The sequence below is a fragment of the Streptomyces sp. NBC_01460 genome (assembly GCF_036227405.1).
Lineage (GTDB): Bacteria > Actinomycetota > Actinomycetes > Streptomycetales > Streptomycetaceae > Streptomyces.
Map to the genome: position 1 here is coordinate 7,042,742 of NZ_CP109473.1, position 14,954 is coordinate 7,057,695.

The window sequence follows — 14,954 nt, forward strand, 5'->3', positions numbered from 1 at the left end:
GGTGCGCGGAAACGCCCGCACACCCCACCGGACTTCACGGCAGCAGACGGGGCCTCCGCCGCGCCGCGACGTCCTCGACCCAGCCGACGGACACCACGGTGACCGCGATCAGCACCCACGCCACACCGAACTGCCACCACAGGCTCCCCAGCGGGAGGTGCCGCTCCAGCACCGGCACCTCCCACATCAGGTCGATGAGCGGCACCGCGGCCATGAGGGCCACCTCGTGCCAGAGGTAGACCGTGACCGCGCGGGCGTTGAACACCGTGACGAGCCGGTCCGCCACCGGATGGCGTACGAGCCCGTCGAAGCGCGGCCGGAAGCGCAGCAGGAGCAGCACGGACCCCGCCGACCACAGCGCCTGGGCGAGCGGGATGTCGTCCAGGTCGAAGGAGCCGTCCACCGGGTGACCGGACGCCCACCAGGCACCGGCCGCCATCAGCGGCACCGCGACGGCCGTCGCTCCCGGGCCGCGCAGCCGGTCGAGCACCCCGTCGCGGTGCGCGAAGCCCAGCAGCCAGCAGAACAGGAACACCGAGGCGTCGCCGACGGCGCTCCCCAGCCGCCCGTCCGGCACCCCGGAGACCGTCTCCAGGACGACGACGGGGACGAGCGACAGGGCGAGCACGGGGAGGGGCGCGAGCCGGAAGGCACGCAGCAGCAGGGGCGAGAGCAGGACGAACCACAGGTAGGCGCGCAGGTACCAGAGCACCGCCCAGGCCTGCTCCCCCCACGCGGCGCCCGGCGGGTCCCCGACCGGCAGCACCCAGAGCACGGCGTCCGGCCCGGGCTCCCAGCCGTGCAGCAGCATCGCCACCCCGAGCACGAGGCCGAACAGCCACACGGGGATCAGGAGCCTCCGCAGCCTGCCGCGGAGCACCCCGGCGGCCGGCCGCTCCAGCGAGCGGGCCATGAGCGAGCCGGCGAGCGCGAACATCACGCCCATGGAAGGGAAGACGTAGCCCAGCCAGGGCCACTCGAAGGTGTGGTAGGTCACCACCCGGACGAGCGCCACGGCCCGCAGCACGTCGAAGGACCGGTCCCGGCCGGTGCCGGCGGCCACCGCGGGGGACGGCGCGAGCGCCGTCCTGCGGTGCGCTCCCGCCACTACGACGCCCCCACGTGGGGCGCGCCCACCTCGCCGGTGCGCTTCAGCTTCTGCCAGCGCAGCCGGCCGCCGGTCGCCGCCGTGACGCAGGAATGGATCAGCACGAGGTACATCAACTGCCGGTAGGCGAGCTGCTGGAGGGGCAGCATGAGCAGATACCTGTACTTCTCCCCGTCGAGCCGGAAGGCGTACGCCGCGCAGAACAGCTGCACGGCCAGGACCGCCAGCCAGGCGAGCAGCGAGGCACGGAAGTCCACGAAGACCATCGCGTAGACGGTGAAGACGTCGATGAGCGGCGCGAAGACCGGGGTGACGATCTGGAAGAGGACGACCAGCGGCATGCCGACCCGGCCGAACCGCCCGGAGGGCCCCCGGTCGGTGACGGACCGGCGGTGCTTCCACAGCGCCTGCATCGTGCCGTAGCTCCAGCGGTAGCGCTGACGCCACAGCTGCCCGAGCGAGGCCGGTGCCTCGGTCCAGGCGCGGGCGTGTTCGGCGTACACGACCCGCCACCCGGCGCGGTGGAGCGCGATGGTGATGTCGGTGTCCTCGGCCAGGGTGTCCTCGCTCATCCCGCCGACCTCCAGGACCGCCCGGCGGCGGAAGGCACCGATGGCGCCGGGGATGGTGGGCATGCACCGCAGCAGGTCGTACATCCGGCGGTCCAGGTTGAAACCCATCACGTACTCGATGTGCTGCCAGGCGCCGATCATCGTGGACCGGTTGCCGACCTTGGCGTTCCCGGCGACGGCTCCGATGCCGGGGTCGGCGAACGGCTGGACGAGCCGGTGCACCGCGTCCGGCTCGAAGACGGTGTCGCCGTCCATCATCACGACGATGTCGTGACGCGCCTGCCGCACCCCGTTGTTGAGCGCCGCCGACTTGCCGGCGTTCTCCTGCCGGATCACCCGTACGTCGGGCAGGCCGAGCGACTCGGCGATCTCCGCGGTGCCGTCCGTCGAGCCGTCGTCGACGACCACGATCTCGATCGGATGGGTGCTCGCGGCAAGGGAGTTGAGCGTGGCGGCGATGCACTCCTTCTCGTTGTACGCGGGGACGATCACGCTGACCGGGCCGGTCACCTCCGGGCCCCAGGTGAATCCGCGCCGGTTGCGCTGCCGGTGGTGGCGTCGGGCGAGCAGGAGCATCATGCCGAAGCGGACCAGGACCGCGACCCCCACGACGGCCAGGGCGGCGGCCAGCCCGGGCACGCTCCACTCCGCCACGGCGACCGCGGCGAGCAGGGCGCGGCCCTCCCAGACGCTGGCGGTGTCCGCCCGTCGGTGGGCCGCCTGCTCGGCGTCGCCCCGGGGCGCGCCGGCCTGTGCGGGGCCCGGCTGCGCGGCGGTGTCCGCCTCGGTGCCGTTCGCTGCGGTTCCGCCTGCTGCCGTGCCGTCCGTCAGGGAGCCGTCCTGGGCGCCGGCCTGCTGCTGCGCGCCGCTCACCGTGGTGAAGGTGTAGCCCTTCGCCTTCATCTTCTTGATGTACTTCGGCAGCGCGGCCAGCGTCTCGGAGCGGTCACCGCCCGCGTCGTGGAAGAGCACCGAGGCACCGTCACCGTCCTTCGGCGTCGCCCACTCGACGATCTTCGAGACCCCCGGCTGCTGCCAGTCCTCGCTGTCGGTGTCGATGAACACGCTGGTGTAGCCCATCGCCCCCAGGCGCTCGTACACCGGCCAGCTGTAGTCGTCGATCGCGTCGGTCCTGGAGGAGTACGGCGCGCGGAACAGCGTCGTCGTGATGCCGGCGGCGCCCGCGAGGGCGAGCTGCGTCTGCGCGATCTCCCGTTTGACGCGGGCCTCGCTCTGGTAGGAGAGGTCGACGTGGGTGAAGGTGTGGACGCCGACCTCGTTCCCTTCGTCGACCATTCTGCGGACGACGTCCGGATAGCGGGAGATCATCGAGCCGACGAGGAAGAAGGTGCCCGGCACGTCGTTCTCGTCCAGGATGTCCATGACCTTCCCGCTCCACTCGGGATCGGGGCCGTCGTCGAAGGTCAGCACGATGGTCTTGTCCGGCACGGACTGCGTACGGGCGGTGCCGCCGGCGAAGCTCAGGATGGGCCCGCCCTCCAGCACGTCGTCGGGCACCGTGTCCGCCGAGGCGTCGGAGCGCACCCGCTGGTCGTCGCCGACCTCGGCGCGCAGATAGCCGTCCAGCAGCATCGTGCAGACGAGCCCCAGCAACAGCACCAAGGCCATGATCACGCGGGGCCGGGGGACGGCCTGGCGGCCCATGCGGCCGATCCTGCCGGGCGTGGCGTGCCTGCGGCGTGAGGCGGCCATCAGTTCGTCCCGCCCGAAGCCGAAGCCGAAGCCGAAGCCGAAGCGGATGCGGATGCGGATGCCTGGCCGGACGGTGCTTCCTGCCCCGGCGCGGGAGCGCCGCTCGGGGGCGCGGTGCCGCCCGGCGGCAGGCCGTAGCCGGGCCGCGTCGTCCCGCCGCCGGGGCGGGCCTCCGCAGCCGGGCCGCCGTCGAAGGGGAGGAGCTGGGAGGGAGTCAGGGAGATGCCGCCCATGAAGGCGAGCGCCAGCACGGCCGCGTAGCCGACGCAGACGGTGCCCAGCAGGATGCCCGCGCGGCGCAGGAGCCTGGCCCGGCGCCCGGAGCTGTCGACGAAGACGGGCCCTTCCTGCGGCTGTCCTGCCGCGCGGCGCCGTCCGGCCGGGCGGGCCGGGCCGGCGTGTGCCCGGCGTCGGCCGCGCTGCGCCGGGTCTTTCTCGATGACGGGGTCGGATTGCATGTGCGCATGGTGGCGAAGGTTGATGTGCGAAGTCTGGAGCTTTCCTGGCCGCGCGCTGTGAAACGGGCTCCAACCTGTCGGAGTGCTGAGAGTGCGACGGGTGAGCCGTTCCTGCTCGACCTCCCTCCAACCCATGTCCACAAGGGAGTTGGTCATCGGCTCCGAGTGGCGGAGGGGCGTTCCCATGAGGTGTCTGTGTCTTGGGCAGGCCCCCCGATGTGAGAGGTTCGTGGTGTCCAGGCAGCACCGGCTGCCGTTCCGGACGGCCTTACGGGAGCAGGTGCACATTCGTCATGCAAAGGCGCACACGGGTTTCCTCAGCCGTCGCCGGGCTGATCGCGCTCGGCCTCGCGTGCTCGGCCTGTGCGACGGGCGGCGTCGCCGACCAGGCGAAGGGATCGGTGCCGCCTCCACCGGCCGCGGAGACCGCGTACACCCCGTACGTGAGCGCCACGACGGCGGCGGACACGGACTCCGCGGGCTCCCCGGACACGTACAACCTGGCGTTCGTCACCTCCGCCGCATCGGAGTGCACGCCCCTCTGGGGCGGCACCGCGGCGGCCGGCGGTGACGCGGTCGCGGCCCGGGCCGAGGCGCTCACCGCGACCGGGGCGGACCTCCGGGTCTCCTTCGGCGGAGCCGCGGGAACGGAGGCCGCACTGGCCTGCGACAGCGCGGAGGAGCTGGCCGACCTCTACGCCGGGGCCCTGGACGCGGTCGGGGCCACGAAGGCCGACTTCGACATCGAGGGCGACGCGCTCACCGACACCGCCTCCGTCACCCGCCGCAACGAGGCCCTCGCCCTGCTCCAGGAGAAGCGCGACCTGGACGTCACGTACACGCTGCCCGTCATGCCGGGCGGGCTCGAGGACACCGGGCTCGCCGTCCTCCAGGACGCCGAGGACCAGGGGGTCGACGTCTCGGCGGTCGACATCATGGCGATGAACTACAGCACGTCCCACGACGGCGACATGGGGGAGTACGCGGAGCAGGCGGCCGCCGCGGCCCACGACCAGCTCGTGGACGTGCTCGGCCTGTCGCAGGACGCGGCGTGGAAGGCGCTGCACATCACCGTGATGATCGGGGTCAACGATGTCGCGGGGGAGACGTTCACCCTCGACGACGCCGCGTCCCTCCGCTCGTTCGCCACCCGCCGGGGCGTCGGCGCGCTCTCCCTGTGGGCGTCCTTCCGGGACCGGGAGTGCGGAGCGGACGAGGACACCACGACGGCCTCCGACACCTGCAGTGGGGTCGAGCAGGACGCCGGCGCGTTCGCGGAGGCGCTGAGCGGGTGAACGCGGCGGCGCGGCCGGCCCCGCTCAGCGCAGCGGAGCCTCCCGGACCAGCGTCATCAGGGCCTTCGCCCCCGGGCTCATGGCCCGGGCGGGAGGGAGCACGACGACGCTCTCGTACACGGGCCCCTCCGTACCGCCGAGCTCCACGGCGACCAGACCGCGCGCCTCCGGCTTACGGGCGAAGTGGTGCGGCACCACCGCGATGCCGAGACCCTCGTGCACCAGCTCCAGCAGGCTGTGCACGTCGTTGACCTCCAGGGCCACCGTGCGACGGGTCCCCGCCGCGGCGAACGCCTCGTCCGCGGCGCGCCTCGGGCCCCAGTCCGGATGGAAGTCGATGAACGACTCGCCCCGCAGACCGCTCCACGCCACCGGTGCGCCCTCCCCGGCGAGCCGATGACCAGGGGCGCACAGGACGACCATCGGCTCCCGCGCGAGCGGCACGAGATCGCCCCGCCACTCCGGAGGGCTGACGGTCGCGGCGAACGCGAGGTCGAGCCGGCCGCCGGCCACCCCCTCCAGCAGGCTGGACGTGCCCTCCTGCCGGAGCCTGATCTCCATGTGCGGATGCTCCCGGTGGAAGGCCGCGAGCAGCCGGGCCGTGCTGACCCCGGCCACACACTGCTCGACCCCCAGCGTCAGCGTGCCGCGCAGCAGCCCCCGTACGGCGTCCACGGCGTCCCGCGCCGCCCTGGCACCCGCCAGCGTGCGCTCGGCCTCCACCAGAAGGGCCGCGCCCGCCTCGGTGAGCCTGACCGTGCGCGTCGTACGGCTGAACAGCGGCGTCCTCAGCTCGTGCTCCAGTGCCCGGACGGACGCGGACAGCCCGGACTGCGAGACGGCCAGACGTTCGGCCGCCCGGGTGAAGTGCTGTTCCTCGGCGACGGCGACGAAGTGTTCCAGCTGACGCAATTCCATGATTGAGCAATCTAACCGATGAATCCAAGCGGAATCTCCTGTTGGACCGCTGGATCCATCTCCGTCAGTCTTGAGGGCGCGCACCAGACCTGGCGCGCTACGCCGTGTCCCGTGGAGTGCCCGTATGTACCTTCCGTCCGCCGACCGCTACACCGCCATGCCCTACCGGCGCACCGGACGCAGCGGTCTGCTGCTCCCCGCACTGTCGCTCGGGCTCTGGCACAACTTCGGAGGCGACCGGACCCCCGAGAGCCAGGGCGAGATCCTGCGCAGGGCCTTCGACCTCGGCATCACCCACTTCGACCTCGCCAACAACTACGGACCGCCGCCCGGATCCGCCGAGATCGCCATGGGCCGCGCCCTGAGGACGGACTTCGCCGGACTCCGGGACGAGATGGTCATCTCGACCAAGGCGGGCTACCACATGTGGGAGGGCCCGTACGGGGAGTGGGGCTCCCGGAAGAACCTGCGCTCCTCGCTCGACCAGAGCCTCACGAGGCTCGGGCTCGACTACGTCGACATCTTCTACTCGCACCGCTTCGACCCGGACACCCCGCTCGAGGAGACGATGGGCGCCCTCGACATGGCGGTGCGCTCCGGCAAGGCGCTCTACGCGGGCGTCTCCAACTACTCCGCCGAGCAGACCCGCGAGGCCGCCCGCATCCTGAACGAGCTGGGCACCCCCCTCCTCATCCACCAGCCGCGCTACTCGATGCTCGACCGCTGGGTCGAGGACGGGCTGCTGGACGCCCTGGACGAGCTCGGCACCGGCTCCATCGCGTACTCTCCGCTGGAGCAGGGCATCCTCTCGGACCGCTATCTGAACGGCATCCCGGAGGGGTCGCGCGCCGCGGGGGCCAGCCCCTTCCTGTCGGCCGAGGCCGTGACCCCGGACCTGGTGAGCCGCCTGGGCGCGCTGAACGAGCTGGCGCGGGAGCGCGGGCAGTCCCTCGCCCAGATGGCGCTCGCCTGGGTGCTGCGCGGCGGCCGGGTCACCTCCGCCGTCGTCGGCGCCAGCAGCGTCGCGCAGCTGGAGAACAGCGTCGAGGCCGTCCGGGGACTGGAGTTCGGCGACGACGAGCTCGCCCGGATCGAGGAGCTCGTCAAGGGCACCGTCCGCCCCTGACCTCCGGGCCGTCCGCCGTGCGGCCCCGCGCGGCGGACGGGCTTCACCGGACTGGACCAGTGACAGATCACCGAGGCCCTGGCCCGGTGCTGTCCCGGCGCGTACCGTGATCCGGCACGAAGATCCTCTTCCCGGGAACGGGCGGGGGAGCGACCGACCAGGGACAGGACCGCGCACCGTGAAGATCCTCGTCAGCGCCGACATGGAGGGCGCGACCGGAGTGACCTGGCCGGCCGATGTGCTGCCGGGGACCCCGCAGTGGGAGCGGTGCCGCTCCCTCTTCACCTCCGACGTGAACGCCGCCGCTCTCGGTTTCTTCGACGGGGGCGCGGACGAGGTGCTCGTCAACGAGGCCCACTGGACCATGCGCAATCTGCTGCTGGAGCGGCTCGACGAGCGCGTCCAGATGCTCACGGGCCGGCACAAGTCCCTCTCCATGGTCGAGGGCATCCAGCACGGTGACGTCGACGGTGTGGCGTTCGTCGGCTATCACACGGGCGCCGGCACGGAGGGCGTGCTCGCCCACACCTACCTCGCCAACTCCATCACCGGGGTCTGGCTCGACGGTGTCCGTGCCAGTGAGGGCCTTCTCAACGCCCATGTGGCGGCGGAGTACGGCGTACCGGTCGTCCTGGTCACCGGTGACGACCTGACGTGCGTGGACGCCGCCGGCTACGCCCCCGAGGCGCGCACGGTGGCGGTCAAGGACTACGTCTCGCGGTACGCGGCGGTGTGCCGCACCCCGGCCCGCACGGCAGCCGACATCAGGGCCGCCGCGGCCGGAGCGACCGCGCTCGCCGTACGCCACACGCCCGTGACGGGCGGCACCCGCACGGTGGAGCTGGAGTTCGACGCCGAGCATCTGGCATCGGCAGCGACCGTGGTCCCCGGCGTGGCGCCCAGCGGCGAGCGGCGCGTCGCCTATACCAGCGGGACGATGTACGAAGGTATTCGCACGTTCAAGGCGGTGACGACGATCGTGTCGGCCGCCGTGGAGGAGCAGTATGGCTGAGGCGGGCAACCCCACCGGACCCGTGGACGAGCGGGCGCTCGAGGAGTCGGTGACCTTCACCTCCGAGCTGATCCGCATCGACACGACCAACCGCGGCGACGGCAGCTGCCGGGAACGCCCGGCCGCCGAGTACGTCGCCGAGCGCCTGGCCGACGCCGGCCTGGAGCCGGCCCTCCTGGAACGCACGCCGGGACGGACGAACGTCGTCGCCCGGATCGAGGGCACCGACCCCTCCGCCGACGCCCTCCTCGTCCACGGTCACCTGGACGTGGTGCCCGCCATGGCTGCCGACTGGAGTGTGCACCCGTTCTCCGGAGAGGTGCGCGACGGCGTCGTGTGGGGGCGCGGGGCCATCGACATGAAGAACATGGACGCGATGGTCCTCGCCGTCGTCCGGGCCTGGGCGCGCGCGGGCGTCCGCCCGCGCCGTGACATCGTCATCGCCTACACGGCCGACGAGGAGGCCAGCGCGAACGACGGCGCCGGCTTCCTCGCCGACCGGCACCCCGAGCTTTTCGAGGGCTGTACGGAGGGCATCAGCGAGTCCGGGGCCTTCACCTTCCACGCGGGGCCCGGGATGTCCCTGTACCCCGTCGCGGCGGGGGAGCGCGGGACGGGCTGGCTGAAGCTCACCGCGGAGGGCAAGGCCGGTCACGGGTCCAAGGTCAACCGCGCCAACGCCGTCAGCAGGCTCGCCGCCGCGGTCGCCCGGATCGGCGAGTACGAGTGGCCGGTGCGGCTGACCCCGACGGTCCGGGCCGCCCTCACCGAGATCGCGGCGCTCCACCACATCCGCGTCGACCCCGACGCGCCCGGATTCGACGTCGACGAGCTCCTCGGCAAGCTGGGCCCCGCCGCAGCGCTCATCGAACCCATCGTGCGCAACAGCACCAACCCGACGATGCTGGAAGCCGGTTACAAGGTCAACGTCATCCCGGGCCACGCCACCGCCCACATCGACGGACGCATGGTGCCCGGCGGCGAGGACGAGTTCCGCGAGACGATGGACCGGCTGACCGGCCCCGGGGTCCACTGGGAGTTCGACCACCGCGAGGTCGCGCTGGAAGCCCCGGTCGACTCGCCCACGTACCGGAAGATGCGTACGGCCGTCGAGCTGTTCGACCCCGGCGCGCACGTCGTCCCCTACTGCATGTCGGGCGGCACGGACGCCAAGCAGTTCTCGCGGCTCGGCATCACCGGTTACGGTTTCTCCCCACTCAAGCTGCCCGTCGGCTTCGACTACCAGGCTCTGTTCCACGGAGTCGACGAGCGGGTCCCGGTCGACGCCCTGCACTTCGGCGTCCGGGTCCTGGACCACTTCCTGCGCACCGCCTGACGGACCGCACCACCCGGCGGACCGAACGGCCCGACGGACCGAACGGCCCGCGAACAGAACCGCCCGACCGGAAAGAGGGGGAACCGACCATGGTGTCCACAGCGGCGTACGGCACGTGGCCGTCACCGATCGACGCGGCGCTCTCCGCCTCGCACGACGGCCGGCCGGAGTTCGTCGGGACCGTCGGCGACGAGGTGTGGTGGACGGAGCCGCGCCCCGCCGAGGGGGGCAGGCGCGCACTCGTGCGCCGCAGGGCGGACGGCAGCACCCTTTCGGTGCTCCCCGAGCCGTGGAACCCGCGCAGCCGCGTCATCGAGTACGGCGGAGCGCCCTGGGCCGGCGGGGTCCGGGAGGAGGGCGGGCCGCTGGTCGTCTTCGTCCACTTCCCCGACCAGCGGCTGTACGCCTACGCGCCGGACGGGCCCGACGAGCCGTGGCCGCTGACCCCGCTCTCGGACGTCGGCGGCGGACTGCGCTGGGTGGACCCGCAGTTGCATCTCGCCCGCGGTGAAGTGTGGTGCGTGCTGGAGGAGTTCACCGGCTCGGCCCCCACCGACGTGCGACGGGTGATCGCCGCGGTGCCCCTGGACGGATCGGCAGCCGACGACCGGGGCGCCGTACGCGAACTCACCGACGGCCGGCACCGGTTCGTCACCGGACCCAAGCTGTCGCACGACGGCCGCCGGGCCGCCTGGATCGCGTGGGACCACCCGCGGATGCCGTGGGACGGCACGTTCGCCATGGTGGCCGACGTCGGTGACGACGGCGCCTTCACCGGTGTCCGGCCGCTGGTCGGAGCCGTCGACGAGTCGGTCGTCCAGGTCGAGTGGGACCGGGACGGCTCGCTGCTCTTCGTGTCGGACGTCGGGGGCTGGTGGGAACTCCAGCGGCTCGGGCCCGACGCGGTCGCCGGTGCGGCCGTTCCCGCCGGCCGTCTCTGCACCGGCCGCGGCGAGGAGTTCGGCGGACCGCTGTGGAAGATCGGCCTGCGCTGGTTCCAGCTCCTGGACAACGGGCTGATCGCCGTCATCCACGGCCGGGGCACCACCGCGCTCGGCGTGCTCGACCCGGAGACCGGCGAGCTCGTCGACGCCGTCGGCCCCTGGACCGCCTGGGCGGAGACGCTCGCCGTGCAGGACACGAGGGTCATCGGTATCGCCGCGAGCCCGCACACGTCGTACGAGGTGGTGGAGCTGGACACCGCCACCGGCCACACCCGGACCATCGGCGTGCCCCACCAGGACGCGGTCGACCCCGCCTACTGTCCCGAGCCGCAGATCCGCACCTTCACCGGGCCCGCCGGCCGCGAGATCCACGCCCACGTGTATCCGCCGCGCCACCCCGACCGCACCGGGCCCGAGGGTGAGCTGCCGCCGTACGTCATCTGGGCGCACGGCGGCCCCACCGGCCGCGACCCGCTCGTGCTCGACCTGGAGATCGCCTACTTCACCTCCCGGGGGATCGGCGTCGCCGAGGTCGACTACGGCGGCTCGACCGGCTACGGCCGCGCCTACCGCGAACGGCTCCGGGAGCAGTGGGGCGTCGTCGACGTGGAGGACTGCGCGGCCGTCGCCCTGGGGCTGGCCGAGGAGGGCTCGGCGGACCGCGACCGGCTGGCGATCCGGGGAGGCAGCGCCGGCGGGTGGACCACCGCCGCCTCCCTCACGCAGACGGACGTGTACGCCTGCGGGGCGATCAGCTACCCGATCCTCGACCTGGCGGGCTGGGCGACCGGGGAGACCCACGACTTCGAGTCGCAGTACCTGGAATCGCTCGTGGGTCCCTACGCCGAGGTGCCCGAGCGCTACCGGGAACGCTCGCCGATCAACCGCACGGACACGCTGACGGCGCCGTTCGTGCTGCTCCAGGGGCTCGACGACCCGATCTGCCCGCCCGTCCAGTGCGAGCGCTTCCTCGCCGCGATCGAGGGCCGCGGGATCCCGCACGCCTACCTCGCCTTCGAGGGGGAGAGCCACGGCTTCCGCCGCGCCGACACCGTCAGGCGCGCTCTGGAGGCGGAACTCTCCCTCTACGCGCAGACCTTCGGGCTCGACCGGACCGACGTACCCCGGCTGGAGCTGAAGAAGTGACCCTGGAGCCCCTCGCCCGCCCGGCCCGGCTGCGGCCCGGGGCCAGGGTCGCGGTCGTCTCGCCCAGCGGTCCCGTGCCCGCCGACCGGATGGAGCGCGGTCTCGACCTGCTGCGCGGGTGGGACCTCGACCCCGTCGTGGCCCCCCATGCCCTCGACACGCACCCTGAGCTCGGTCATCTTGCCGGGAGGGACGAGCACCGCGCCCAGGACCTCCAGGAGGCCTGGTGCGACCCGTCCGTGGACGCCGTGCTGTGCGCCCGCGGGGGGTACGGCGCCCACCGCATGGTCGACCTCCTGGACTGGGCCGCGATCCGCGCGGCCGGGCCCAAGGCGTTCGTCGGGTACAGCGACATCACCGTGCTGCACGAGGCGTTCGCGCTGCGGGCCGGGTTCTCTACCCTGCACGGTCCGATGATCGGGACCGAGGTCTTCCTCAAGGACGAGGCCACGCAGCAGGCCCTGCGTTCCACCCTGTTCGAGCCCGAGTCGGTGCGGACGCTCGGTCTGGACGCGGCGGCCGCGCTGGTCCCCGGCACCGCCCGGGGGATCACCTACGGCGGCTGTGTGAGCCTCCTCGCGGCCGACGCCGGCACCCCGTGGGCCCGGACCTCCGCCCGGGGCGGGCTGCTGGTGATCGAGGACACCGGGGAGGAGCCGTACCGGCTGGACGGGATCCTCACCCGGCTGCTGCGCATCGGCGCCCTCGACGGGATAGCCGGGGTGGTGTGCGGCTCGTGGGAGGCCTGCGGGCCCTACGAGGGGGTGCGGGGCGTGCTCGCCGACCGCCTCGGCGGTCTCGGGATCCCGGTGGTCGAGGAGCTGGGCTTCGGCCACGGCCCCACGGCGCTGACCGTCCCGCTCGGCGTGCCCGCGGTGCTGGACGCGCCTGCCGACGGCGGCCGGTGCACCCTCACCGTCCGCGTGCCCGCGCTTGTCTGAAGGCCGGCCCGGCAGGCGCCGGACGGATCAACTCGGAAAACTCGGATCCCGTGCGTTGACAGCGGTGTGACCGGTGTCACAGCATGGGCCCGGCCAGTTACTTACCGGTCGGTAAGGTGTCCTCGGTGTGGAGGTCCATGTGTCGCGTGCTGTGCCCAGATTCCGCCGTCCACTCACCTCGCTCGCCGGGGCGGCGTTACTCGCCCCACTCGTCCTGACGGTCGCCCCGCAGGCATCGGCGGCGGACCGGTACACCGTCACACCCCTGGAGTTCACCGTGCGCGCGGGCGGCCGGTCCTGCACCGTCGACGCCGACCTCTACCGCCCCGCCGGTGTCGACGCGCAGCACCCGGCCCCGGCCGTCCTCGCCACCAACGGGTTCGGCGGCAGCAAGGACGACGGCTCGACCGACGTCATCGGCAAGGCCTTCGCCGAACGCGGCTACGTCTCCCTCGTCTACTCCGGCCTGGGCTTCGGCAAGTCCGGCTGCCTCATCACGCTCGACGACCCGGAGATCGACGGCAAGGCCGCCTCGGGGCTCGTCGACTTCCTCGCCGGCACCCGAGCCGCCGACGACGGCACCGAGGCCGACTACGTCACCTCGGACGGGCCGGGCGATCCGGTGGTCGGCATGATCGGCGGTTCGTACGGCGGGGCCGTCCAACTGGCGACCGCGTCCGCCGACCGCCGCGTGGACGCGCTGGTCCCGCTGATCACCTGGAACGACCTGGCGTACTCGCTCGCCCCCAACAGCACCGGCGCGGCCCGGGGCGTCTCCTCCGGGACGCCCGGCGTCTTCAAGTGGCAGTGGACCAACGGCTTCTACCTGATGGGGGAGGGGCAGCCCCTGCTGGTCCCGAGCCTCGACCCCTCCCGTTTCGGCGGTCTCACCTGCCTGCACTTCTCCGCGCGGGCCTGCGACACCATCCGACTCCTGAACTCCGGCCGCTACCCGGCCGACGAGACCCGGGAGATGCTCACGTACGCGCGGAGCGTCTCGCCGGTCTCGTACCTGTCCGGTGTCACCGCGCCCACGCTGCTCGTCCAGGGCCAGGCCGACAGCCTGTTCAACCTCAACGAGGCCACGGCCACCTACCGGGCGCTCGAGGCCCAGGGCACCACGACGAAGATGATCTGGCAGGCCTGGGGCCACAGCGGCGGCCAGGCGGCTGGTGAACTCGACCTCTCCACGGGCGATCTGGAGGCCAACTACGTCGGTCGGCGCATCCTCGCCTGGTTCGACCGCTACCTGCGCCACGAGGAAACGACCGACACAGGGCCCGAGTTCGCCTACTACCGTGACTGGGAGAGCGGCTACGGCACCGCGGCGGCCGTCCCCGCCGCGTCCCGCACGATGTACCTGTCCGGCGACGGCGCCCTGGTGGACAGCCGTTCGAAGGTCACCCGCGGAAGCCGCCAGTACACCAACTGGCTCCTGCCCACCAGCCACTCCGAGAGCTCCCTCGCCGGCATCATCGGGTTCCCCGACCGGGCGCCCCACGACACCAAGGGCACGTACCTCGGCTGGACCAGCGCGCCGCTGACCTCCCCGGTCGACGTCGTCGGCGCGCCGAAGGCCACCCTGAAGGTCGTCTCGCCGAAGACGGAGCGGGTGCAGAACAGCGGCGACGCCGCGGACAAGCTCGTCCTGTTCGCCAAGGTGTACGACGTGGCACCCGACGGGACCCAGAAGCTGGTGAACCGCCTGGTCGCCCCCGTGCGCGTCCCCGACGTCACCCGCCCCTTCACCGTCGAGCTGCCAGGGATCGTGCACCGGTACGAGGCCGGGCACCGGCTGCGGTTCGTGATCGCCGGGAGTGACACGGCGTACTTCGGCAACCGGGGCGTCAAGCCGGTCACCGTGGTCAGCGCCCCGCAGGACACCGGCGTCCTGGAACTCCCCGTGGTCCGCTGACCGTCACCCGTACGGCCCTGCTCCACAGCTCCCCGGACCCGGGACGGAGTCATCCTGGGGTCCGGGGACCGCCGTTCCCGGCCCCGGCACCAGGACTCAGGGAGGGCGGCTCATGAGCCCCAAGGACGTATCCAGCGACACCGCGAGCGCCTTCACCCCCGCCCGGATCGCCGTCACCGTGCTGGCCGTGCTGACGATCGTCTTCATCTGCGTGAACACCGCCGACGTGACCATCCGCGTCATCATCCCCAAGGTCACGATGCCGCTCTGGGCCGCGCTGCTGGGCGTCTTCGTCGCCGGCGGGCTCTGCGGCGCCTACCTGTTCCGCAGGCGCGCCGACCGGTAGCGCCCCCTCCGTCCTCGTCCTGGACGCCGCCTCGCGGAAGCTGATCCGCACCCGGCCCCCGGCATCGGCCTGAACGGTCGAGCCCTGGGTACGCGCAGGTCATCACCCGCCACGGGGCGTACCG

Annotated in this window: 12 protein-coding genes; 8 read left to right on the plus strand and 4 right to left on the minus strand. The window is 72.6% G+C overall.

The features are described from left to right. Positions 1-34 precede the first annotated feature (34 nt). Genes OG488_RS31715 through OG488_RS31725 form a run of 3 tightly spaced genes read right to left on the minus strand, consistent with a single transcriptional unit; the run spans position 35 to position 3,851 of the window. Positions 35-1,108 carry an acyltransferase family protein gene (locus tag OG488_RS31715; RefSeq protein ID WP_329235237.1) on the minus strand — a complete coding sequence of 358 codons (1,074 nt, stop codon included), beginning with the start codon at positions 1,106-1,108 and terminating at the stop codon, positions 35-37. Further along, complete coding sequence (locus OG488_RS31720; RefSeq protein ID WP_329235241.1) at positions 1,108-3,393, minus strand: bifunctional polysaccharide deacetylase/glycosyltransferase family 2 protein; 2,286 nt, start codon at positions 3,391-3,393, stop codon at positions 1,108-1,110. Before OG488_RS31720 ends, OG488_RS31715 begins: the two co-directional genes overlap by 1 nt. Next, complete coding sequence (locus OG488_RS31725; protein ID WP_329235244.1) at positions 3,393-3,851, minus strand: hypothetical protein; 459 nt, start codon at positions 3,849-3,851, stop codon at positions 3,393-3,395. Before OG488_RS31725 ends, OG488_RS31720 begins: the two co-directional genes overlap by 1 nt. Positions 3,852-4,144: 293 nt before the next feature. Here OG488_RS31725 and OG488_RS31730 point away from each other — a divergent pair, with 293 nt between their 5' ends. After that, positions 4,145-5,146: a hydrolase gene (locus tag OG488_RS31730; protein ID WP_329235247.1), complete on the plus strand. Its 1,002-nt coding sequence runs from the start codon at positions 4,145-4,147 to the stop codon at positions 5,144-5,146. Positions 5,147-5,170: 24 nt separating this feature from the next. Here the strand turns inward: OG488_RS31730 and OG488_RS31735 are convergent, their stop codons facing one another. Then, positions 5,171-6,064, minus strand: a complete 894-nt coding sequence (locus OG488_RS31735; protein ID WP_329235250.1) for a LysR family transcriptional regulator — start codon at positions 6,062-6,064, stop codon at positions 5,171-5,173. Between the two features lie 124 nt (positions 6,065-6,188). On the opposite strand from OG488_RS31735, the gene OG488_RS31740 reads away from it, so the two are divergent. The 7 genes from OG488_RS31740 (at position 6,189) to OG488_RS31770 (ending at position 14,830) form a co-directional block, all read left to right on the plus strand. Further along, positions 6,189-7,190: an aldo/keto reductase gene (locus OG488_RS31740; RefSeq protein WP_329235253.1), complete on the plus strand. Its 1,002-nt coding sequence runs from the start codon at positions 6,189-6,191 to the stop codon at positions 7,188-7,190. A 178-nt stretch (positions 7,191-7,368) separates the two neighbouring features. Beyond that, positions 7,369-8,202 carry a M55 family metallopeptidase gene (locus OG488_RS31745; RefSeq protein ID WP_329235256.1) on the plus strand — a complete coding sequence of 278 codons (834 nt, stop codon included), beginning with the start codon at positions 7,369-7,371 and terminating at the stop codon, positions 8,200-8,202. Further along, positions 8,195-9,538: a M20/M25/M40 family metallo-hydrolase gene (locus OG488_RS31750; protein ID WP_329235257.1), complete on the plus strand. Its 1,344-nt coding sequence runs from the start codon at positions 8,195-8,197 to the stop codon at positions 9,536-9,538. Before OG488_RS31745 ends, OG488_RS31750 begins: the two co-directional genes overlap by 8 nt. A gap of 89 nt (positions 9,539-9,627) precedes the next feature. Next, positions 9,628-11,628 carry a S9 family peptidase gene (locus tag OG488_RS31755; protein ID WP_329235260.1) on the plus strand — a complete coding sequence of 667 codons (2,001 nt, stop codon included), beginning with the start codon at positions 9,628-9,630 and terminating at the stop codon, positions 11,626-11,628. Continuing rightward, positions 11,625-12,569 (plus strand): S66 peptidase family protein, encoded by a 945-nt coding sequence (locus tag OG488_RS31760; RefSeq protein WP_329235263.1) that lies wholly within the window; start codon positions 11,625-11,627, stop codon positions 12,567-12,569. The genes OG488_RS31755 and OG488_RS31760 overlap by 4 nt, the downstream gene beginning before the upstream one ends. 127 nt (positions 12,570-12,696) lie before the next feature. Continuing rightward, positions 12,697-14,484, plus strand: a complete 1,788-nt coding sequence (locus tag OG488_RS31765; RefSeq protein WP_329235264.1) for a CocE/NonD family hydrolase — start codon at positions 12,697-12,699, stop codon at positions 14,482-14,484. A 112-nt stretch (positions 14,485-14,596) separates the two neighbouring features. Then, positions 14,597-14,830, plus strand: coding sequence for a DUF1049 domain-containing protein (locus OG488_RS31770; protein WP_329235266.1), 234 nt, complete (start codon positions 14,597-14,599; stop codon positions 14,828-14,830). Positions 14,831-14,954 lie beyond the last annotated feature (124 nt).